This window comes from Plesiocystis pacifica SIR-1, from assembly GCF_000170895.1.
GTDB lineage: Bacteria > Myxococcota_A > Polyangia > Nannocystales > Nannocystaceae > Plesiocystis > Plesiocystis pacifica.
The window spans coordinates 1-18,509 of sequence record NZ_ABCS01000024.1 but is presented as its reverse complement, the minus strand read 5'-3'; the positions used below and the strand labels follow the sequence as shown (position 1 = coordinate 18,509).

At 69.3% G+C, this 18,509-nt stretch carries 20 protein-coding genes and 7 tRNA genes; 12 read left to right on the top strand and 15 right to left on the bottom strand.

The window, feature by feature from the left end:
* Positions 1 to 93: 93 nt before the first annotated feature.
* The 8 genes from PPSIR1_RS14600 to PPSIR1_RS14565 all read right to left on the bottom strand — a co-directional run bounded on the left by PPSIR1_RS14600 (position 94) and on the right by PPSIR1_RS14565 (position 1,589).
* On the bottom strand, positions 94 to 441 hold the full coding sequence (locus tag PPSIR1_RS14600) for a PilZ domain-containing protein (protein WP_045116024.1): 348 nt from the start codon (positions 439 to 441) through the stop codon (positions 94 to 96).
* A 181-nt stretch (positions 442 to 622) separates the two neighbouring features.
* Positions 623 to 696, bottom strand: a tRNA-Lys gene (locus PPSIR1_RS14595).
* Positions 697 to 773: 77 nt separating this feature from the next.
* A tRNA-Lys gene (locus tag PPSIR1_RS14590) sits at positions 774 to 847 on the bottom strand.
* Between the two features lie 130 nt (positions 848 to 977).
* Positions 978 to 1,051, bottom strand: a tRNA-Phe gene (locus tag PPSIR1_RS14585).
* 144 nt (positions 1,052 to 1,195) lie between these two features.
* Positions 1,196 to 1,268: transfer RNA gene (locus PPSIR1_RS14580), tRNA-Ile, on the bottom strand.
* Positions 1,269 to 1,291: 23 nt separating this feature from the next.
* A tRNA-Val gene (locus PPSIR1_RS14575) sits at positions 1,292 to 1,364 on the bottom strand.
* 19 nt (positions 1,365 to 1,383) lie between these two features.
* A tRNA-Val gene (locus tag PPSIR1_RS14570) sits at positions 1,384 to 1,454 on the bottom strand.
* Between the two features lie 62 nt (positions 1,455 to 1,516).
* Positions 1,517 to 1,589: transfer RNA gene (locus PPSIR1_RS14565), tRNA-Ile, on the bottom strand.
* A gap of 631 nt (positions 1,590 to 2,220) precedes the next feature.
* Between PPSIR1_RS14565 and PPSIR1_RS14560 the strand changes: the two genes are divergently transcribed.
* From PPSIR1_RS14560 to PPSIR1_RS14545, 4 genes are all read left to right on the top strand, one after another.
* Entirely contained in the window at positions 2,221 to 3,090 is an 870-nt protein-coding gene (locus PPSIR1_RS14560) for a hypothetical protein (protein ID WP_006971843.1), read from the top strand.
* 14 nt (positions 3,091 to 3,104) lie between these two features.
* Complete coding sequence (locus PPSIR1_RS14555; protein ID WP_006971842.1) at positions 3,105 to 3,503, top strand: hypothetical protein; 399 nt, start codon at positions 3,105 to 3,107, stop codon at positions 3,501 to 3,503.
* Between the two features lie 189 nt (positions 3,504 to 3,692).
* Positions 3,693 to 4,172, top strand: a complete 480-nt coding sequence (smpB, locus tag PPSIR1_RS14550) for an SsrA-binding protein SmpB (protein ID WP_006971841.1) — start codon at positions 3,693 to 3,695, stop codon at positions 4,170 to 4,172.
* A gap of 27 nt (positions 4,173 to 4,199) precedes the next feature.
* On the top strand, positions 4,200 to 4,874 hold the full coding sequence (locus tag PPSIR1_RS14545; RefSeq protein WP_006971840.1) for a hypothetical protein: 675 nt from the start codon (positions 4,200 to 4,202) through the stop codon (positions 4,872 to 4,874).
* A 252-nt stretch (positions 4,875 to 5,126) separates the two neighbouring features.
* Here PPSIR1_RS14545 and PPSIR1_RS14540 read toward each other — a convergent pair whose 3' ends face one another.
* The gene (locus PPSIR1_RS14540) at positions 5,127 to 5,729 is read right to left on the bottom strand and encodes a hypothetical protein (protein WP_157595555.1); all 603 of its coding nucleotides are present in this window, start codon (positions 5,727 to 5,729) and stop codon (positions 5,127 to 5,129) included.
* 189 nt (positions 5,730 to 5,918) lie between these two features.
* On the bottom strand, positions 5,919 to 6,248 hold the full coding sequence (locus PPSIR1_RS46050; RefSeq protein ID WP_086001328.1) for a PspC domain-containing protein: 330 nt from the start codon (positions 6,246 to 6,248) through the stop codon (positions 5,919 to 5,921).
* A gap of 303 nt (positions 6,249 to 6,551) precedes the next feature.
* Here PPSIR1_RS46050 and PPSIR1_RS14530 point away from each other — a divergent pair, with 303 nt between their 5' ends.
* The gene (locus PPSIR1_RS14530; RefSeq protein ID WP_006971837.1) at positions 6,552 to 8,456 is read left to right on the top strand and encodes a hypothetical protein; all 1,905 of its coding nucleotides are present in this window, start codon (positions 6,552 to 6,554) and stop codon (positions 8,454 to 8,456) included.
* Between the two features lie 53 nt (positions 8,457 to 8,509).
* On the opposite strand, the gene PPSIR1_RS14525 is transcribed toward PPSIR1_RS14530, so the two are convergent.
* A complete protein-coding gene (locus PPSIR1_RS14525; protein WP_086001327.1) occupies positions 8,510 to 9,019 on the bottom strand; it encodes a DUF2505 domain-containing protein in 510 nt (169 codons plus the stop codon).
* Positions 9,020 to 9,091: 72 nt separating this feature from the next.
* On the opposite strand from PPSIR1_RS14525, the gene PPSIR1_RS14520 reads away from it, so the two are divergent.
* Complete coding sequence (locus PPSIR1_RS14520) at positions 9,092 to 9,994, top strand: SDR family oxidoreductase (protein WP_006971835.1); 903 nt, start codon at positions 9,092 to 9,094, stop codon at positions 9,992 to 9,994.
* Between the two features lie 12 nt (positions 9,995 to 10,006).
* Here PPSIR1_RS14520 and PPSIR1_RS14515 read toward each other — a convergent pair whose 3' ends face one another.
* Both PPSIR1_RS14515 and PPSIR1_RS14510 read right to left on the bottom strand, forming a co-directional pair.
* Complete coding sequence (locus PPSIR1_RS14515) at positions 10,007 to 10,474, bottom strand: hypothetical protein (protein WP_157595554.1); 468 nt, start codon at positions 10,472 to 10,474, stop codon at positions 10,007 to 10,009.
* A 92-nt stretch (positions 10,475 to 10,566) separates the two neighbouring features.
* On the bottom strand, positions 10,567 to 10,992 hold the full coding sequence (locus PPSIR1_RS14510) for an HIT family protein (RefSeq protein ID WP_006971833.1): 426 nt from the start codon (positions 10,990 to 10,992) through the stop codon (positions 10,567 to 10,569).
* A gap of 165 nt (positions 10,993 to 11,157) precedes the next feature.
* On the opposite strand from PPSIR1_RS14510, the gene PPSIR1_RS14505 reads away from it, so the two are divergent.
* Both PPSIR1_RS14505 and PPSIR1_RS14500 read left to right on the top strand, forming a co-directional pair.
* Positions 11,158 to 11,949 (top strand): ABC transporter ATP-binding protein, encoded by a 792-nt coding sequence (locus tag PPSIR1_RS14505; protein WP_006971832.1) that lies wholly within the window; start codon positions 11,158 to 11,160, stop codon positions 11,947 to 11,949.
* Positions 11,946 to 13,430, top strand: coding sequence for an ABC transporter permease (locus tag PPSIR1_RS14500; RefSeq protein WP_006971831.1), 1,485 nt, complete (start codon positions 11,946 to 11,948; stop codon positions 13,428 to 13,430). Before PPSIR1_RS14505 ends, PPSIR1_RS14500 begins: the two co-directional genes overlap by 4 nt.
* Here PPSIR1_RS14500 and PPSIR1_RS14495 read toward each other — a convergent pair.
* A complete protein-coding gene (locus PPSIR1_RS14495) occupies positions 13,417 to 14,325 on the bottom strand; it encodes a hypothetical protein (RefSeq protein ID WP_157595553.1) in 909 nt (302 codons plus the stop codon). The genes PPSIR1_RS14500 and PPSIR1_RS14495 overlap by 14 nt on opposite strands.
* A gap of 85 nt (positions 14,326 to 14,410) precedes the next feature.
* Between PPSIR1_RS14495 and PPSIR1_RS14490 the strand changes: the two genes are divergently transcribed.
* The 3 genes from PPSIR1_RS14490 to PPSIR1_RS14480 are packed head-to-tail and all read left to right on the top strand — an operon-like array spanning position 14,411 to position 17,001.
* Positions 14,411 to 15,652: a SpoIID/LytB domain-containing protein gene (locus PPSIR1_RS14490; RefSeq protein ID WP_006971829.1), complete on the top strand. Its 1,242-nt coding sequence runs from the start codon at positions 14,411 to 14,413 to the stop codon at positions 15,650 to 15,652.
* Positions 15,649 to 16,587, top strand: a complete 939-nt coding sequence (locus tag PPSIR1_RS14485) for an alpha/beta fold hydrolase (RefSeq protein WP_006971828.1) — start codon at positions 15,649 to 15,651, stop codon at positions 16,585 to 16,587. Before PPSIR1_RS14490 ends, PPSIR1_RS14485 begins: the two co-directional genes overlap by 4 nt.
* A gap of 9 nt (positions 16,588 to 16,596) precedes the next feature.
* Positions 16,597 to 17,001, top strand: coding sequence for a hypothetical protein (locus PPSIR1_RS14480; RefSeq protein ID WP_006971827.1), 405 nt, complete (start codon positions 16,597 to 16,599; stop codon positions 16,999 to 17,001).
* A gap of 7 nt (positions 17,002 to 17,008) precedes the next feature.
* Here PPSIR1_RS14480 and PPSIR1_RS14475 read toward each other — a convergent pair whose 3' ends face one another.
* Positions 17,009 to 17,638 (bottom strand): hypothetical protein, encoded by a 630-nt coding sequence (locus PPSIR1_RS14475; protein WP_157595552.1) that lies wholly within the window; start codon positions 17,636 to 17,638, stop codon positions 17,009 to 17,011.
* A 356-nt stretch (positions 17,639 to 17,994) separates the two neighbouring features.
* On the opposite strand from PPSIR1_RS14475, the gene PPSIR1_RS14470 reads away from it, so the two are divergent.
* A partial coding sequence (locus PPSIR1_RS14470; protein WP_006971825.1) for an MBL fold metallo-hydrolase occupies positions 17,995 to 18,509 on the top strand: 515 nt, incomplete at its 3' end.

Below are 18,509 nucleotides of genomic sequence, written 5' to 3'. Positions count from 1 at the left end.
AGTCAGAGACTGTGATTTACTCACAGTCTCTGACTCGTGGACGTGGGGCAGGGAGGGCGTGGCGTCGTCCACGACGGCTAAAGTGGACAGGGACTAGTTCCTGAGCTCGGTGGTCACATAGCTGCGCAGCTTGATGCGAGTCCCCGGCTCCATGGGCTGGAATTCCATGCCCCACAGCGCGTTGACGCCCGCCTCGTCCGCCGGCTCGGCGCGCACGACGGTCGCGTCGAGCTCGGCCCAGCTCGCGTCTGCTCCGCCGATCCGAAAGCGCACCCGAATGACCCGCATGGGCGGACGCCGAGCTTCGGTGATCACCGCCAGCCCCGTGCGCGAGACGTCCACCACCCGACAGGGCGCGCGGTGGTCTCCGAAGTCAATCTCGCCGTCCGTGATCAGCGGGGCTCGAGGCTGACGACGTCGCTCGCTGGTGGTGCTCTCCATGATTGGCAGCTTTACCCACGCAAGGGTGGGTTCCAACTCGGCCACGGCGTCCATGGCATGAGCTGGACCACGCCCCGAAATTAATCGATCCGCCGCACATGAATTACCGACACCCGATGTACTCCGTGCACATTTCCAGTAACACATGCGCGAGCGGCATGGCGTGACGCAACAAAGAGCGAGGGCCCGGTGGGATTCGAACCCACAACCAGCGGGTTAAAAATCCGCAGCTCGACCAGGTTGAGCTTCGAGCCCTTAAAGAACATCGCCGCCTCGCGCCACCGTCCGGGCTCGAGGCCCGAAGGGGGATTGACGCGCGAGGCGGCGAAAAGAGGGGGAGGTGGGTTTCGAACCCACGACCTACGGGTTAAGAATCCGTCGCTCTGACCATCTGAGCTACACCCCCGTTTCGGTTCACCGATCACGCGGTGGGGACGGTGAACCTACGACCTGAACCATTCATGTAGTCGAATTCCGTAGCGAAACATCGCGTTCTCCACTGTCATCATTCACGATGTAGTTCTATCTACATCGGATCCCGGAGGAAGGAGTCGAACCTATCTTCTCTCGGTCTTCAGCCGAGCGCTTGAACCCTTTCAGCTTCTCCGGGTAGTTGGCCCTGCTGGCGCAGGGCCCGGGCCTCAGTCGAGGCAGTGGTATCGCTCGTACATTGGTCTGTTTCCTTTCTGGGGTCGCGCGGCAGCCCCGAAGGGCGCGCGCTGGGGCGCTGCGCACCGAGTGTGCGCGTCACCAGTACTGGGAGTGGGGATCGAACCCACGTCGGGCGGGCTATGAGTCCGCTGCCTGAACCACTCGGCCATCCCAGCGTGCGACCGCTTCCGCGGTCGAGTCGACCTCCCCGGGTTCGAACCGGGCACCTCCGCCGTGTGAAAGCAGCGCTCTTCCGAATGAGCTAGAGGTCGGAATTCGAGTGATGTCGAGTGGGTCCTCCTGGAATCGAACCAGGGCCTTCGCCGTGTCGGAGCGACGCTCTACCCCTGAGCTAAGGACCCGCGACGCGCCCACGGGCGGTCGAGGTGCTGGACTGCGCGCCAGCGTGGCGGTGGCGTGAGAGTCGGCCCGGCTGGAATCGAACCAGCAACATCCCGCTCATCAGACGGACGTTCTCACCGTTGAACTACAGGCCGAGTGCGGTGCGCTCGAGGGCGCCGCCGAGGCTGCTCGGGACCCGAGGTCCCCCAGCCTCCCTGCGTGCCGGCCGTGGTCGCGGTCGAGAATCAAAACACTCGACGCGAGCCAAAGCCGACGACCGCAATGCTCTCGACGCGAGCGGCAACTCGGGCGGTCATGCGGGGCTTGGTCACGAAGCGTTTCATCGTCTCTTCTACCTACTCGTCGTCGCCCCATTTGGCGCCGACGTCTTAGGGATTAGCTGTAGCCTTTCGAAAGTCAAGGCGAGAGGCTCGAACTTTTTTGTTTTTTTGCCCCCGGGGTCTGAGTCGTGGACGTGGGGCTAAAATAGTCAGAGACTGTGGATTCATTCACGTCTCTGAGTCGTGGACGTGGGACAGGGAGGGCGTGGCGTCGTCCACGACGGCTAAAATAGGCAGAGGGTCGGGCAAAACTCGTTTTGGCCGACGAGGGCGCGGCGTCGTCCACGACGGCTAAAACAGACAGAGGGTTGGCCAGACCTCGTTTTGGCCAACTCTCTGAGGCCTCACGCCCCCAACAGTGGCCGTTGGCTTTACGTACGAGCAACGCAGTCCGCTGCGTTGCACCAGAACCATTGGGCTACCATCGCCTTCGAGAGAACCCCCCATGACCAAGACCACGCTGAAGATGATGCTGATGGCCGTGCCGATGCTGGTGGCCGTCCCCGCCCTGGCTGCGATGCCAGATGACGGTGACGGCGACGCGGCGGCAGCCGAAGAGACCGAAGAGCCCACCGAGGAGGAGGCCCTCGCCGACGACATCCTGCTGGTCATCGACCTGCCCATCGCGGCTGACGATGCCCGCGACGCCGGCGTCGAGGAGGCCGATCTCGACGAGGCCCTCGACGCCGCCGAGCAGGGTGCCGTGTCCGCGGGTGACATGGCCGAGGTCATCAACGAGGAGGCCGATCAGGTCCGCACCAAGGGCAAGCGCAAGGCCTTCGGCATCTGGGTCAAGCGCCAGATCGCCCAGGGCGTGCGCGGCGAGGAGCTCGCCAAGGCCATCGCCGAGCGCAAGGCCGAGATGAAGGAGATGAGCGACGAGGAGAAGGCCGAGCTCGAGCAAAAGATCGCCGAGCTCGGCGAGAAGCGTCGCAAGCGTCGCCGCAAGGTCCGTGAGCTCCGCAAGAAGCTGCGCGAAGAGGGCAAGGAGGTCGAGCTGACCGGCAAGGATCGCCACGAGAAGATGCTCGAGAAGGCCCAAAAGCGCCACGCCAAAGCCAAGGCCAAGCACAAAGCGGCCAAGAAGGCGATGAAGAAGGCCAACAAGGCCGAGGACAAGGCCCAAACCGGTCCCGACGGCGCGCCCGGTCCCGACGGCGCGCCCGGTCCCGGCAACAAGGGCCCCGGCCCCGACGGCAAGAAGGGTCCCGGCCCCGACGGCAAGAAGGGCCCCGGCAAGAAGGGCCCCGGCAAGAAGGGCCCCGGCAAGAAGGGTCCCGGCAAGAAGGGCCCCAAGGGCGGGAAGCCGCAGTGAGGAGGAGGACCATCATGCGCACGTTCATCAAGACCACCCTGTTCGCCTTCTCCATCACCCTCGCGGCCACGGCCTGCGACAGCGGCGAGGCCGGTGACGCCAAGGCCGACGCCGGCGAGGTCAAGGCCGAAGCTGGCGAGGCCAAGGCCGACGCCGGCACCCCCGAGGCCGCTGCCGATGCCGGCGCCGCGGAAGCTGGCGACGCCGATGCCGAGGTCGCCGATGCCGAGCCCCTCGACCCCAAGGTCGAGAAGGCCGTGACCCTCGCCAACGACATCGCCGCCACGCCCGCCAACGCCGACACGATCCTCGAGGCCGCCGGCATGGACCGCGAGTCCTTCGAGGCCCTGCTCTACGAGATCGCCAAGGACCCCGACCTGTCCAAGAGCTACGCGATCGCCCGCGAAGCCTGAGTGGTGGACCTGGGGACAGAGGGTTGGGCAGAACTCGCTTTTGGTCGACCCTGTGAGCCAGCGAGTCTGAAGTTGATCCCTCGACCGCCGCGGGCTTCCCGCGGCGGTTTTTGTACGTCCGCGGCCCCAGACGCCGCCTGGTGAGCTCAGCCTTGCCCGCGGCCAGGGCCCGGCGTAGGTTTGCCGGTCTTGGCCAAGAAGAAAAAGAAGCGCAAACTCGGGGACGAGGTCCTCGAGGAGAACCGCAAGGCCACCCACGACTACGAGATCCTCGAGGAGCTCGAGTCCGGGGTCGCCCTGCAGGGCAGCGAGGTCAAGTCGATCCGCGACGGCCGGATCAGCCTCAAGGAGGCCTATTGCCAGTTCAGGGGTGACGAGTTGTTCCTCCTCCAGGCCCACATCGCCGAGTTCCCCCAGGCCCACGCCCGCAACCACCCGCCCCTGCGCGCGCGCAAGCTGCTGCTGCACCGGCGCGAGCTCGACAAGCTCCACGACGCGGTCAAGACCCAGGGCCTGACCATCGTGCCCCTGGTCGTCTACCTCAAGAGCCGACGCATCAAGATCCTCATCGGCCTGGGGCGCGGCAAGAAGGTCCACGACAAGCGCGCGGCCATCAAAGAGCGCGATCAAAAGCGGGAGATGCAGCGGGCGCTGCGGGAGCATCGCTAGCGTCCTCGATCGGGCCCGGCGCGGACCATGGACGACCTCGACCGACTCGCGGAGCTCGACGGGCTGCTCGCCCTGGCCACGACCGCGCCGCTGTCGGCCACCGACTGCGCCCGCGTGATCGCGCTGACCGAGGCCGCGCCCGGGCGCAAGCGCAAGGTCGTCAACGCCCTGAGCCACCAGCGCGACGCCGCGGCCATCGACGCCCTGCTGACCCTACCCGCCAAGACCCCCGGCGTCGTCGAGGCCGTGTTCGGGGCCCTGCGCGACGGCGTCACCCGCGAGATCGACGGACGCCCCTGCCCGCGCATGCTGGCTCTCGAGTTTCGCGCGTCCCGATCCAAGCGCTTCCCCGAGCTCCTCGCCCACGCCGAGGCGGGCTTCGGCGCCCGGCTCGAGCGCCTCGAGCTCGGGGCCCAGCTGCACTACCGCGTCTCGCTATTCGAAGATCCCCCCGAGCGCGCGCGCCTGCGCCGAGACGCCCGCGCCGTGGAGCTCGATCTGGTCCATCTGCACCGCGATCTCGCCCGACTCAAGGGCACGCGCCTGTGGCTCAACGGCTGGTGCTTCGAAGACGGCAGCGCCCTCGGGCCCAGCCGCCGCGGCCCCCTGCTCCGCGCCTGGCTCGACTGGGCGCTCAGCAGCGACGCCGAAACGCGAGCGCCGATCGAGTCGGCGGACGACATCCGCGACGCGATCGGCTGAGCTCAACTTTGCCCCCACGAGCGCCTCGAGACCGGGGGCGCTTCGTCGCTCCGCTCCTCCGCTTTAGCTTCGTGAGCAATGGAGTTCGTGCCTTCGCGTGGACATCGGGTCGCCCCCTGGAGGGGGCGATTGGTTCACGGCCTGTGAGAGGGTCGTGGGGCAGAGAGGCCGTAGCGTCGTCCACGACGGCTAAAATAGACAGAGACTGTGAGTTACTCACAGTCTCTGAGGACTCGTACCGGAGTCAGGCGTCTACTTGCGCTTGAAGGTCAGCTTGTACTCGACCGGCACGGGCAGGTGGCTCGAGGAGACCTTGACCTTCATGGTCAGGCGGTTGCCGTCCTCGCTCAGGCGAATGTAGTTGTGGCGGTCGCCCTTGGCCCCGTCGATGAACTGGACCAGCTTGCCGTCGCGGAACTTGAAGCTGACCTTGACCGCGTCGCCCTCGGAGGACTTTTGCGAGTCCGGCTTGCCGTCGAGGCCAGCCTTGAAGCCCTTGCCGTCGATGGTCAGCTCGAGCGCGTCGCCCTTGACGGCGATGCGCATTCCCTTGGGCACGGGGTTGGTGGCCTTGAGCTTCTTGCGCCCGAGGCCGCGCAGCATGGGCGAGAGCGCGTCCGCGCTCGCCTCGATGGCGGCGTCGATGCCGTCGGCCTCGCGCTGACCGCCCACGAAGCGGTACTCCCCCGCGAAGCGCTCGGCCTGGCTGAGGGTGTCCGAGGGGACCGAGCTCTCGAGGGGCAGGTCCACGTCGTGAAGGCCGCTCGCGCTCACGTCGGTCATCACGAAGAAGGCAGCCCCGAGGACCATGAGGGTCCCGAGTGACACCGAGCACATCATCTTAGGGAAGCTCACGAGCTGACTGTACATGAAATACAACACCCGTGCACGAGTCCGCGAAAAGAAATTCACGGACAAAAAGACGTTACAAATCAACGCCTTTAGTCGTGGAAGGAATGTGTTCTAGCGTACGAAGTGCAGCTGAGTGCACGCAGAGTGGCCATCCTTGGCCAAATTCGCGCGGCTCCCTGGCCGGACTCGACGTCAGTAGCGCCGGACCGCGGCGCCACCGCTCGGCACCCGCGCCATGGCGCGATCGCCCGGCGTCGCGTACGCGGGGGACCCCGACGGCGGCCTCGCCCCTTCGTAGGGCAGGGGTCGGATCCGGACCGAGGGCGGGAGCGCCGGCGCCTTCGGGATCACCAGCGCGCCGATGAGGTAGGCGAGCAAGCCGGGTCCTGCGAAGAAGAACACGACGAAGGCGAGGCGGACGAGGGTCGGGTCGAGGTCGAGGCGCTCGGCGATGCCGCCACACACACCCAGGACCATGCGTTCTTTGTTGGATCGAGTCAGCCTTTGGCTCGCGTCGTTCATTGCTCCCCCGCCAAGACGAGCCCGCGCCGCTTCATTCCCGGACCCCACCCGCGCGCGGGTGGCCCCCACGAATTGGCCAGGCAGTACCATTGCCCGGCATGAAGCGCCTCGCTCCCCTCGCCCTCTCGTCTCTCCTGCTCGCGTCGACGCAGGGCTGCAAGACGCCGTCGAGCACCATCGACGTCGGCGGCCTCGACTCGCCCGCCGAGCCCGACGGTCGCAAGCCCGGCAGCGAGGCGGCCGAGACCGTCGAGGCCCTCCCCGTTCGAGCACCCCGCCGACCTCCTGCCCGACGACGCGCTCTTGCTGGTCGAGGTCAGCGATCCGGCCGAGCTCCTGGCCTACTTCGATCCCCTCCGCCAGATCCCCGACTTCGAGCTCATCTGGTCCCAGCTCGTCGGGCCGATCGGCGCCGATCCCCTGTCCCCCGGCGACTGGGCGAAGCTCGGCATCGACATCGACGGACCCGTCGGCGGCGGCCTGCTCGAGGCCCCCGAATTCGCGGCCTTCGCCTACGTCACCACCAAGGACGCGCAGCTGTTCGAGGAGTCGGTGATGCGCGTGCTCCGGGACACCGGGGGGCAGAGCCCGGCGGTCTCCGACGTCGGCCTCGGCCGAGTGATGCGCCTCGAGAGCGGCCTGAGCCTGGTCCTGCGCGAGAACGTGGCCATGTTCGTGGTCGCCGACCATCCCGAGCAGCTGCGCCGGGACTACACCGCCATGGCCGCGACCCTCGACCCCCGCGAGTCCCTGGGCCGCACCGAGCTGTTCGGCTGGTCTCGGGATCAGCTCGGCAAGGAGGACGACGGCATGATCTTCGTCAACGTCCCCGAGGTGCTCGCGGCGATCGAGGCCGATCAGTCCGGGGACGACTACAGCGTCCGCTACCTCGAAGACGAGATCGACGCGGCGCGTCGCCGCGGCGCGGACGCAGAGGAAATTCGCATGCTCGAAGAGCGCCTCGCCGAGGAGCGCAAGTGGCAGGCCGAGCGCCAGCGCGAGCGAGCGGGCGAGCGCGCCCTCGTCCGGGAGCTGTTCGGGCCCATGGAGGTCGCGCTGATCTCCGGCGACCTGCAAAGCGGCGGCATCCAGGCCCAGGCGCGGGTGCGCATGAGCCCCGAGAGCCTGCTGCGCCGGGTGTTCACGCCGATGGCCAACGAGTCCCCGCTGCTGCGCGGCCTCGACCAGGAGCTGCTCATGCTGCAGGAGGGCCAGGTCGACGTGACCGCCGCCCTCGAGCTCTTCGACATGGTGCTGCGCACCGAGGGCGAGAACCTCCAAAAACTCAACGCCGAGGCCAAGTCCGAGATCGGCGTCGACTTCCTCGCCGACATCTTCCCCGCCCTGCGCGGGGACGCGGGCCTGGCCGTGACCCTCGACGGCGCGCCCAACAGCGCCAAGCTCGGCGAGATCCCCAAGCAGCTCGGCGGCGGCGTGTACGTGGGGCTGCGCGACCCCGCGGCGATCACCGCGGCCCTCGACGGCCTCGCGCGCAACAAGGCCATGGGCGGCGCGCTCAAGGCCAAGCGTGGGCGCTGGCAGCTGAGCGTCCCCGACTGGCGCCGGGTCGAGCTGGCCATCGTCGGTGATCACCTGTTGATGACCACGGACCCCGGGCTGATCAGCCGAACCACCAACGCCCAGGCGGGCGCCCAGGCCGAGACCCTCGCCAGCGCCGATCACCCGGCCCGCGGCAGCCAGCCCACGCCCGCCTTCCGCAGCTACTGGAGCTGGAAGCTCATCTCCCTCGTCGAGACCAACGAGCCCTGGGAGCAAAAGCCCGAGGACTTCCTCTACGGCATCGACGACCACCACACCCTGAGCCCCGACGAGGCCGCCAAGGTCCCGCACTCCCGGAAGTTCAAGGCGCGCAAAAAGGAGTTCCTCCGCGCCCTCGACGAGCTCAACCGGGTCAACCGCAAGCAGGCCAGCCAGCGCTTCGTGAACCAGTACGAGCTCGCCGAGCTCATGGGGGACTTTGGCGTCCAGCTCGGCGTCGTCAGCGATGGCCTGCGCGCCGACATGCGCTGGCGCTACCCCAACGCCGCCCCGCCCTTCGCCACGGCGGCGCAGGCCTACATGAACGGGCGGATCGTCGACTACGACGAGTACGACCGCGCGCAGACGGCCGTGTGGGACCTTCGCCAGCAGCTGGTCGAGCTGCGCCAGGAAGAGCTCGACGCGCACATGCGCAAGACCCAGAAGTAGCCCGATCGCTGGCGGAGGTCGAGCCGTGGCAGCGTCGCAGCACTCGGTGGATCCTAAGGATTCCGCGCGACGTACTGGTTGGCGAACGCGGCGCTGTCGTTCCAGCCCTTGACGATGTTGTCGGCCGAGGTCTTCTCGACGATCTTGCCGATGCCGAACACCTTGGCCTCGACCTCGAAGGGCGTGACCCGCTTGCAGCGCCCGCCGGGGAGCGGCTCGAGGCGCATGGTCCCGCCCACGCGCAGCTTCTCCCCGAACGCGAACAGGTTCAGCGACCAGCGCCACTCCCCCGTGCTGCGCGTCCACTCGCCGGACTCGATGTAGCCGGTGCGGTCGCCGACGACCTTTTGGATCGCCCGCGGCATGTCGATCTTGGGGATGCACTCCATGCGCCGGCGCAGGACCTCGCCGTCGTCCTGCTTGTCGAGGATCTCGCACTTGGTGAAGCCCAGGGATCCCACGTACTGGTCGATGTTGTACTGATCGTCGAAGAACAGCTCCCACATGCGCTCGGGCGTACAGTTGATCTCGTGCACGAGGGTCTGGCCAATCATCGGGCTCATCTAATCAGCCGCCCTCGGCCCTGACAAGCGCCCGCTGGAGGCGGCTCGCCGCGGGTGCTATCGCTAGCGGGCGTGTCCGAATCTCCGAAGTCTCCCGCCGACCCTCCCGGTCGTCTGCTGTGCCTGGGCCTGGGCTACACGGCGACCCGACTGGCCCTGCGCCTGCACGCCCGCGGCTTCGAGATCGTGGGGACCACGCGGGATCCCGAGGCCAAGGCCGCGACCTTGCCCGCCTCCGCCGCGGCGACGCGGCCGTGGGAGCTCGTCGCCTTCGACGGGAGCGCGCCTTTGCCCGCGCGCGCGCTCGCGGGCGTCACCCACGTGGTCCACTCGATCCGCCCCGGCCCCGACGATCCGGTGCTGCGGCATCACCCCGAGTTCGCGGCCGAGCTCCCTGGCCTGCGCTGGGCCGCCTACCTGTCGACCACGGGGGTCTACGGCGACCACGAGGGCGCCTGGGTCGACGAGGACGGTCCCCGCCGCCCCAGCAAAGAGCGCACGCGCCGGCGCGTCGCCGCCGAGGATCGCTGGCTGGCCGCGGGCGCCCACGTGTTCCGCCTCGCCGGCATCTACGGGCCCGGGCGCAGCGCCCTCGAGCGCGTCGAGAGCGGCCGGGCGCGGCGCGTGGTCAAGGCCGGCAAGGTCTTCAACCGCATCCACGTCGACGACATCGTCGAGGTCCTGGTCCGGTCCATCGACGGGCCGCGCCGCTCGCCCCGGGCCTACAACCTGAGCGACGGCCAGCCCTGCTCGAGCGCCGAGGTGATCGAGTACGCCGCGCAGCTCCTCGGCGTGGACCCGCCCCCCCCCGTCGCCTTCGAGGACGCCGAGCTCTCGCCCATGGCGCGGAGCTTTTGGAGCGACAACCTGCGCGTGGCCAACACCCGCATCCGCGAGGAGCTCGGGGTCGAGCTGCGCTACCCGGACTACCGCGCGGGCCTCGACGCCTGCCTCGCCGCCCGCTCGGACGGCTAGCGGACGTCGAGTTCAAACGCTGACGGCCAGCGCCACGAACAAGATGAAGGCGACGAGCGAGACGATCGAGCACACGTAGATGACCGTGCTCGCCAGGCCAAGCCCCCAGGCCCAGTTGGCCGAGGGCGCCGGGTGCAGGCCGAGGGCCCGATAGCGGCCGCGCAGCTTGCCACCGAAGTACCAGGCGAGCGGGCCCGTGACCCAACCCAGGCCGAGGAAGAAGCCGCCCGCCGCCGCGAGCAGCCACAGCGTCCCCTTCTCCTCGAGCTCGGCGAGCTCCTTTTGGGTCGAGTCGAGCGGCCCGCCCCCGTCGATGGGCTGCGACACGCTCAGCTGCGCCCCGGGCAGCTCCTCGACGGAGTGGCCGTAGACCGAGGCCACGGGCGTGCTCTGAGAGGCCGCGACGCTGTAGCCCCCCTGTCCGTAGCTCCCGCTCGAGCGCGAGGCCCCTGCCCCATTGTAGTTGGGAGGCAAGTTCATGGGCTGCTTCGTCTCGGCATCCGGGTTGTGGTGGTCTGTGACCATGACCGTCCACCCAGAAGTCTACGACGCCTGGGCGCGCGGGGGGTGGACTAAGCCTCGCTCGCTAGTGAGGCATGCATCGCCCCGAGCAGCCTCCGCGCCTCTTCCCCATCGAGCTGTCCGGGCACCCAGCCGACCCCGAGGCCGTGCTCGCCAACGCGCGGGATGATGTGGAAGTGGACGTGGAACACGGCCTGGTGCGCGCTGCTCCCGTTGTTTTGCAGGACGTTGTACTCGGGCACCCCCGTCGCAGCCATGACCGCCCGCGCGACCCGGGGCAGCGCGCGCCCGAGCGCGGCCGCGACCTCGTCGTCGAGCTCGTGGAGGAAGGCCCGGCGCTGCTTGGGGATGACCAGGGTGTGGCCCGGAGCCAGGGGCGCGATGTCGAGGAAGGCCAGGACCTGGTCGTCTTCGTACACGCGGTGGCAAGGCAGCTCACCGTCGAGGATCTTGTCAAATACCGTTCCCTGGCTCATGCGACCTCTCGCGCGAAGTATAGTCGCCCCGAGTCGCCCCAGCCCAGCGCCACCGGCCCAAATCTCCCGCTCGCTCCGCCACCCCCCAGGACCGGCCCCCGCGTTGACAATTTGACGCTGTGCGCGAGTTTGACCGGCCCCAGACCGGCGGCTATCGTCCACGCGATGATCCGCCTCCGCGGCGTACGCAAGAGCTACACCACGGGCAAAGTGGTCAACGAGGTCCTGCGCGGCGTAGACGTCGACATCGGGGAGGGCGAGTTCGTCGCCATCGTCGGGCGCTCGGGCTCGGGCAAGACGACCCTGCTCAACATCCTCGGCGCCCTCGACAGCGAGTACGAGGGCAGCGTGGAGGTCGACGGGCGCCAGCTCGACAGCCTCGACGACGTCGGCATCAGCGACTACCGCAACCGCAACATCGGCTTCATCTTCCAGAGCTTCTACCTGATGGAGCACATGAGCTGCCTCGAGAACGTGGCGCTGCCCGCCGTGTTCGCCCGAGGCAGCGAGTCCATGACCCGCGAGGCCGCCCTGGCCCGCGGGCGCGAGGTGATGGAGCAGGTCGAGCTCGCGGACAAGTGCGACGCCCTGCCCAACACCCTCTCGGGCGGGCAAAAGCAGCGCGTGGCCATCGCCCGGGCGCTGTTCAACCGCCCGCGGCTGATGATCTGCGACGAGCCCACGGGCAACCTCGACGCGTCCACGGCCCACGCCATCCTCGATCTCTTCCGCGCCCTCAACGAGGACCAGGGCATCACGCTCATCATCGTCACCCACGACGACATGATCTCGAAGGCCTGCAAGCGGGTCGTCCGCATCCACGACGGCAAGGTCGTCGAGGGAGCGGGTGAATTCGCCACCCGGGAACGACCGGAGCTCGACCCCACCGAAGACGGGGGGGACGACACCCCCGCGCCCACCGAAGCCGCCGCGCCCAGCCAGGAGGCCCAGCCGTGAGACTCACTCGCCTGCTCGGCATCGCCGTCGACGACCTCAAGCAAAACCGCAAGCACTTCCTGCTCGCGTCCATCGGCATCGTCGTCGGCATCGCCGCCTTCACCTTCTTCCTCGCCCTCGGCGGCGGCGTCCGCAAGGTCGTGCTCGGAGAGATCTTCCCCCTCGACAAGATCGAGGTCATCCCCCGCAGCTTCGACATCGACGTCAGCGTGCTGCGCGTGCCGCTGGCCACGGAGATCATCGACGAGGCCAAGGTCGAGGCCCTCGAGGCCATCCCCAACGTCGAGGCCGTCTACCCCAAGATGAAGCTGACCATCCCCTCGATGGTCTACGGCGGCCAAAAATTGTTCGGCAACAACCTCCGCGCCGAGCTCATCGCCGACGGCGTCGAGCCGGTCCTGGTCAGCGAGGACGTCGACGGCGAGTACCCCTTCGAGGACTTCGAGGCCGGGGTCGAGGGCTTCAACGGCTGGCAGAGCCTGCCCTCGGCCACGATGTGCGACACCGACGAGCAGTGCACGGAGACCCACGGCGAGACCTACTACTGCTGGGGCGTCGACGAGCTCGCCACCTGGGAGCGGCAGGTCAAGCGGGCCAAGCAGCGCAAGAAGGAGCCGCCGCCCAAGCCCGTCGACAACCCGCGCTGCCGCCAATACATCCCGATCATCGTCTCCAACCACATCGTCGAACTCTACAACGGCTCGGTCCGCCGGGCCCACGGCTTCCCCAAGATCAACCCCGACTCGGCCGTCGGCTTCAAGTTCGACCTGACCTTCGGCGCGTCCATGGTCGAGGCCTCGGCCAAGGACCGGACCCTCTCGGCCAAGGGCATGCTGGTCGGCTTCTCGGACACGGCCATCAACCTCGGCATGACCATGCCGGTGGGCTACATCCGCCGGCTCAACGTCGAGTTTGGCGACGAGAAGACCGCGGGCATCTACCACTCGGCGGTGCTGCAGATCCGGTCCAAGGACGACGTCGCGGGCGTGGCCGCGGCGGTCAAGGACATGCAGCTCGACGTGACCGACACGGGCGCCGAGGAGGCCGCCTTGCTGATCACCATCTTCATGATGGTGTTCGGCTTCGTCAGCATCGTGATCGTCGGGATCGCGGCGGTCAACATCATGCACGTGTTCTTCATGCTGGTGTACGAGCGCCAGCAGGAGATCGGGATCATGCGCGCCCTCGGGGCCAGCCGCCGCGACATCCGGCGCATCATCCTGAGCGAGGCGGCCGTGGTCGGAGCCCTCGCGGGGAGCGTCGGCGTGGCCGTGGCGATCGGCGCGGGGCGCCTGTTCGACTGGGTCTCGGAGCGCTACATCCCCGAGTTCCCCTACAAGCCCCACACCTACTTCGAGTTCCACCCGGCCCTGTTGTTCGCGGCCTTCGGCTTCGCCATCGCCTTTTGCGTGGTCGGGGCCTTCTTCCCCGCGACCCGGGCCGCGCGGACCGACCCCGCCCGCGTGCTCACGGGTCAGTGAGCGGCCCGGCTCCCGAGGAGCACTCGGGCAGCCCGGCGACGGCCTCGGCCCGCCTCGGGTTCGCCCGGGACACGCGGACTTGATAGGCGGCGACCTTGGCCTGGACCTGGCGCAGGCGCGGGAGCAGCTCGCGGTTGGTCTGGTTCAGGGTCGACAGCAGCGCGCCGTCGAGGGCCGCGCCGTCGTGGATGGCCGCGTAGAGCTCGTCGAACACGCGGGCGTGGCGGGGCTCGAGGGGGAGCTCGGGGGCCGCCTCGAGCGCGAGCTCGCTGTCGACCTGGGTGCGCAGCTCGGGGCGGACCGCCGCCAGTCCAGCGTCGATGTCCGGCACGCCGAGCCACTCGAGCGCCGGGCCGAGGATCTGCGCCGGCGCATCCACGACGCGGTCGTAGGCCTGCAAGCGCGCCGGATAGCGACGCAGGCTGATGTCGCGGACGAGGGCGAAGTTCTCCATCCACCACTCGAACACTGGGGGGAAGCGGACGGGCTCCGAGGGGCTCGGCTCGGCCTCGGCCGAGCGCGCCGCCGCCTCGGCCATGGCCCGGTCTTCGAGGGCGTGCAGCCGGGCCATGGACGCCGCGTAGTCTCGCCACGCCCGCACGTTGGCGACCAGGCGGCGGATGTAGGCCCGCTCCGATCGGACCACGCCCGGAACGAAGACCTTGACCGCGTAGCCCTCGACCTGGTCCGGCAAGAAGTACTCGCCCGTGGTCGGGTGGGGGTTGGTCCGGTAGTAGACGCCCTGGCGCAGCAGGCTCTCGTAAAAGCCCTCGGGGTTGGCCTCGCGCAGGGTCCTGGCCCAATTGCGCGGAAAAGCTCGGCCGAGGATCGGCACGCCCGCCGCCGCCAGCACCTGCATCCACATCGAGGTGCCGCTGCGCTTGGTCCCGGACACGAAGATCATCCGACGGGCTCCCGCAACACGGGCGAGACCATAGCGCATCGTTGGCGGCCTGGGCCCGACGTGCGACCATGAACCCATGGTTCGCGCGCCCCATCGCTCCCTCCCGGCTCTGGCCCTGGCAGCGTGCGCGGCCGCGCTGAGCTTCGCGGCGTGCTCCGGCGAAGACGGCAACGGGGACGCGGCCGCCATGCTCCGGGGCACCTACAACAACGCCCAGGCCGTGCCCGCGCCCCTCGACGAAGCCCACTGCGAGATCCTCGTCGAGGGGACGGGCGTGGTCGACATGGAGACCGACTACCTGCCCCACGTGGTCATGTGCGAGAACGGCGGGGCGAACCTCGAGGCCCTCAAGGCCCAGGCCATCGCGGCCCGCTCGGTCGCCTACTACTACGTCGAGAAGCACGGCAGCGTGTGCGACAGCCAGGGCTGCCAGGTCTACTCCTGCGCCTCCGAGCCCAGCCAGGCGGTCTACGAGGCGGTCGCGGCCACGAGCGGCATCTACCTGAGCCACAGCGACACCCTGACCTACAGCTTCTACGTCGCCGGCGACAACGGCACCGCCCCGCCCGAGTGCATCGGCCAAGGCGGCGGGACCGAGGGCTTCGTGACCTACAACCAGGGCCTGTCTGGCTTCGACGTCGAGCAGACCACCTTGGGCTGGGTGTTCGAGCCCGGGGAGGTCGGCTACGGCCAAAACCGCGGGTGCATGTCGCAGTGGGGCGCGCGCTGCCTCGAGAACCACAACGGCTACGACTACGACGCCATCTTGCGCTTTTACTACGGCGCCGACATCAACGTCGTCCAGGCCCAGGGCGCGTGCGTCGAAGGGGGCGACGAGGACAGCTCCACCGGCGGCGGCGAGACCACGACCGAAGACGAGGGCGAGCCCTCGCCGGAAGACGAGGGCGAGAGCTCCGCCGAAGACAGCGGCGACGCGACCACCGAGGACTGCCCGATCGGCGCCGAGGGCTGCCCCTGCACCATGGGCGGCGGCTGCGACCCGGGCCTGGTGTGCGAGGACGGCATCTGCGGACCCGCGACGGACGAGGGCGCGGACGGAGGCGACACCGGCCTGGGCGACGAAGAGGACGACGGCGGAGACGACGAGCTCGGCGACGAGGGCCCGGGCGGGGGCTTTGGCGCGGACGCCTTCGAGCTCGACGAGGCCGGCTGCGCGTGCGCGGCCGAGCCCAGCCCCAACCAAGACCGAGACCGTCGCGCCCTGCCCTGGCTCGCCCTGCTGCTCCTCGGCGCGCCCCTGCGCGCCCGATCCCGCGCGCGCCGGGCCAAGGCCGCGCTCGGGAGCGCCCGCCCTTGAGCTTCCAGGTCTCGACCCACGGCCTGCGGATCTGCGTCCACGAGTGGCGCCCCGTCCCAGGCCCGCGCACCGACGCGACGGTGCTGTGCCTGTCCAGCACCGGGCTCTCGGGCAAGCAGTGGCGGCGCCTGGCCAAGCGCCTGTCCCGGGCCGGCTACCGCGTGCTCGCCCCGGACTTCATCGCCTACGGCGAGTCCGCGCCCTGGCCCGCCAACGAGGAATTCGAGACGACCCACGACGTCGAGCTGGTCCAGGCGGTGCTGCGCACCTGCGAGGGCGAGGGGCCGGTGCATCTCGTCGGCCACTCCTACGGCGGGCGCGTCGGCCTGCGCGCGGCCGTGGAGGCCGTCGAAGCCCTCGAGGCCACGCACGAGCGCAGCGCCCTCGCCACCCGGCTGCGCTCCATCGCCCTGTACGAGCCGACCTGCTTCGGCGTGCTGCGCTCGACCGGCGCGACCGAGGCCCTGTCCGAGCTCGACCAGTACAACACCGACGGGCGCTTCCTCGACCCGACCTTCGGCGTGACCGAGGCCTGGGTCGAGCGCTTCCTCGACTACTGGAGCGGACCCGGGACCTGGGCCGAGCTCGGGCCCGAGCAGCGCCGCCCGTGGCTGGCCGCGCGGCGCAAGATGTTCCAGGAGGTCCGCGAGACCGCCCTCGACGCCCTGCCCCTGTCTCGCTACCTCCGCACCCTGGCCAAGGCCGGCCTGCCGCTGCTGACCCTCGCGGGCTCGGACTCGCCCCGCTCGGGCCGCGACTGCAGCCGCATCCTCGCCCGCGCCTGGCCCCGGGAGCTGGCCCGCTACGTCGAGCTCGAGGGCGTCGGCCACATGGGCCCGGTCATGGCGCCCGTCGAGGTCTCGCGGCTGATCACCGACTTCATCCTCGCCGCCGACGACGAGCTCGGCGAGGAGCTGGTCGAGACGCTGAGCTAGGAGCCCGTCGTGGCCGACATCCTCCTCGTCGCATTCGTGCTCGCTAGCGTGGCGATCCTGCTCCGGCGCGGGCACGAGCGCCGGGTCAGCCGTCGCCGCGTCCTCGAGCAGGCCCGCGGCCAGGCTCACGAGCTCCCGGCCATGCTCCCGCTCCCCGACGCCGCCGAGCTCCCGGGCGCCGACCCCTCCCGGCCGATCCACGTGCGCTCGCCCGCGGTCATCGAAGGTCGAGCCGAGCGCTGGCCGTGCCCGGTGTGCGAGGGCGACATGCGCAGCCAGGGCCAGCAGGTCGAGACCCTCGGCGGGCGTCGGCTGCGAGTCGTCCAGCTCCGCTGCGTCCGCTGCGGGTTCGCGCGGCCGGCCTACTTCAGCCTCGAGCAGCCCGCCTCCGGGCAGGGCGAAGCCCCCAACTAGTCCGAGTTCAAACGAGCTCGAGCTCGAAGGACACGCTCACGAGATCGACCCCGTGCTCGGAGCCGTCGACGGTCGGAGCTCCCGCACGCAGGCGCGACCCTTCGGCGCACAGCTCGAGCACCCGCTCGGCGTGGGCGCAGGCGTCGCCCACCACGTGCTCGGCGAGGCAGGCCGGGATCCCCTGGATCCGACCGCCCACCCGCCCGTCGTCGAGGGCCAGGGCCTGGACCTGGGCAAAATCGATCTGCAAGCCAAAGACCTCGGGCATGCGCCGGGCCAGCAGTCGCGCCGGCGCAATGCGGAGCGTCCACCGGGCCCAGGTCCGCAGCTGGCGCTCGGCTCGGAGTCGCGCCAACTTGCGACCGAGCTGCTCCTCGCGCAGGCCGCAGTGTCGCGCGCACCAGCGCCTGGCGTGAACCAGCGGCGTCAGGTCGAGCCACGCGTCCGCGCCGGGCAGCTCCTCGAAGCACGCGAGCACGGCCGGATCGACGTCCTCGAGCGCCTCGACGAAGCCCCCGCTGAGGTGGCTGTCGACGAACTCGACGAGCTCGGCGTAGGCGGCCGCGCGAACCCGAAAGGGGCTCTCACCGAGGGCGAAGGGCCAGGCCTCCTCCGCCACGCGACGACCATCCAACATGCATTCGAGTATGGCCCGACTCTGCCGAGGGTAAAGCCGGCCGCTCTCAGAAGGTCGGCCAAAACGAGTTTGGCCACCCCTCTGACTATTTTAGCCGTCGTGGACGACGCCACTCCCTCCCTGCCCCACGTCCACGACTCAGACGGAGCGGTCACTCTCGACCGACGATCGGGGGGAGCTGCGGCGCCCCCCCACACCGAGCGGGGCTCCGAGCCAGCCCTGGTCCCCTGCTCCAACTTGGCGCAGGCCCTGCTCCATGCTGGATCAGCTGTGGATCACCCGCGCCCGCCCATTCGAGCAAGCCATTGAAATCACGCAACTTTCAAGCTCGAACGGAGGTTGCAATGTAGCCGGGCATGCGAGTCAGCTTCTACGGAGTCCGAGGTTCCATCGCCACCGCTGGAGAGTCCACCCGTCGCTACGGCGGCAACACGCCCTGCGTCGCCGTCGAGGTCGCCGGTGAGGTGCTGATCTTCGACGCGGGCACGGGCATCCGTCGCCTGGGCAGCGACCTGGCCCGAGCGACGGGGGCCGGTCGCCTCCACGTCAACCTGTTCTTCAGCCACCTGCACTGGGACCACATCCAGGGCTTCCCCTTCTTCGGGCCGGCCTACATGCCGGGCAACCGCGTCGACCTGTGGCACGTCCGCGGGGCTGGGGCGGCGGACGAGCCCGGCGTGCGCGAGGTGCTGTCCGAGCAGATGCGCCCCCCGACCTTCCCGGTGGGCATGGAGGCCATGCGCGCGGACCTGGCCTTCCACGAGCTCGGCGCGAGCGAGGTCGTGCGCGTCGGCGAGGCCCGGGTGCGCCACGCCTTCGTCGACCACCCCAACGGCTGCGTGGCCTGGCGCGTCGACCACGGCGGCGCCTC

Bases quoted from the DNA above. Each gene is read 5' to 3' on its own strand.
- PPSIR1_RS14600 (WP_045116024.1), bottom strand. From the start codon at position 441: ATGGAGAGCACCACCAGCGAGCGACGTCGTCAGCCTCGAGCCCCGCTG.
- PPSIR1_RS14560 (WP_006971843.1), top strand. From the start codon at position 2,221: ATGACCAAGACCACGCTGAAGATGATGCTGATGGCCGTGCCGATGCTG.
- PPSIR1_RS14555 (WP_006971842.1), top strand. From the start codon at position 3,105: ATGCGCACGTTCATCAAGACCACCCTGTTCGCCTTCTCCATCACCCTC.
- PPSIR1_RS14545 (WP_006971840.1), top strand. From the start codon at position 4,200: ATGGACGACCTCGACCGACTCGCGGAGCTCGACGGGCTGCTCGCCCTG.
- PPSIR1_RS46050 (WP_086001328.1), bottom strand. From the start codon at position 6,248: ATGAACGACGCGAGCCAAAGGCTGACTCGATCCAACAAAGAACGCATG.
- PPSIR1_RS14525 (WP_086001327.1), bottom strand. From the start codon at position 9,019: ATGAGCCCGATGATTGGCCAGACCCTCGTGCACGAGATCAACTGTACG.
- PPSIR1_RS14515 (WP_157595554.1), bottom strand. From the start codon at position 10,474: ATGAACTTGCCTCCCAACTACAATGGGGCAGGGGCCTCGCGCTCGAGC.
- PPSIR1_RS14510 (WP_006971833.1), bottom strand. From the start codon at position 10,992: ATGAGCCAGGGAACGGTATTTGACAAGATCCTCGACGGTGAGCTGCCT.
- PPSIR1_RS14505 (WP_006971832.1), top strand. From the start codon at position 11,158: ATGATCCGCCTCCGCGGCGTACGCAAGAGCTACACCACGGGCAAAGTG.
- PPSIR1_RS14490 (WP_006971829.1), top strand. From the start codon at position 14,411: ATGGTTCGCGCGCCCCATCGCTCCCTCCCGGCTCTGGCCCTGGCAGCG.
- PPSIR1_RS14475 (WP_157595552.1), bottom strand. From the start codon at position 17,638: ATGTTGGATGGTCGTCGCGTGGCGGAGGAGGCCTGGCCCTTCGCCCTC.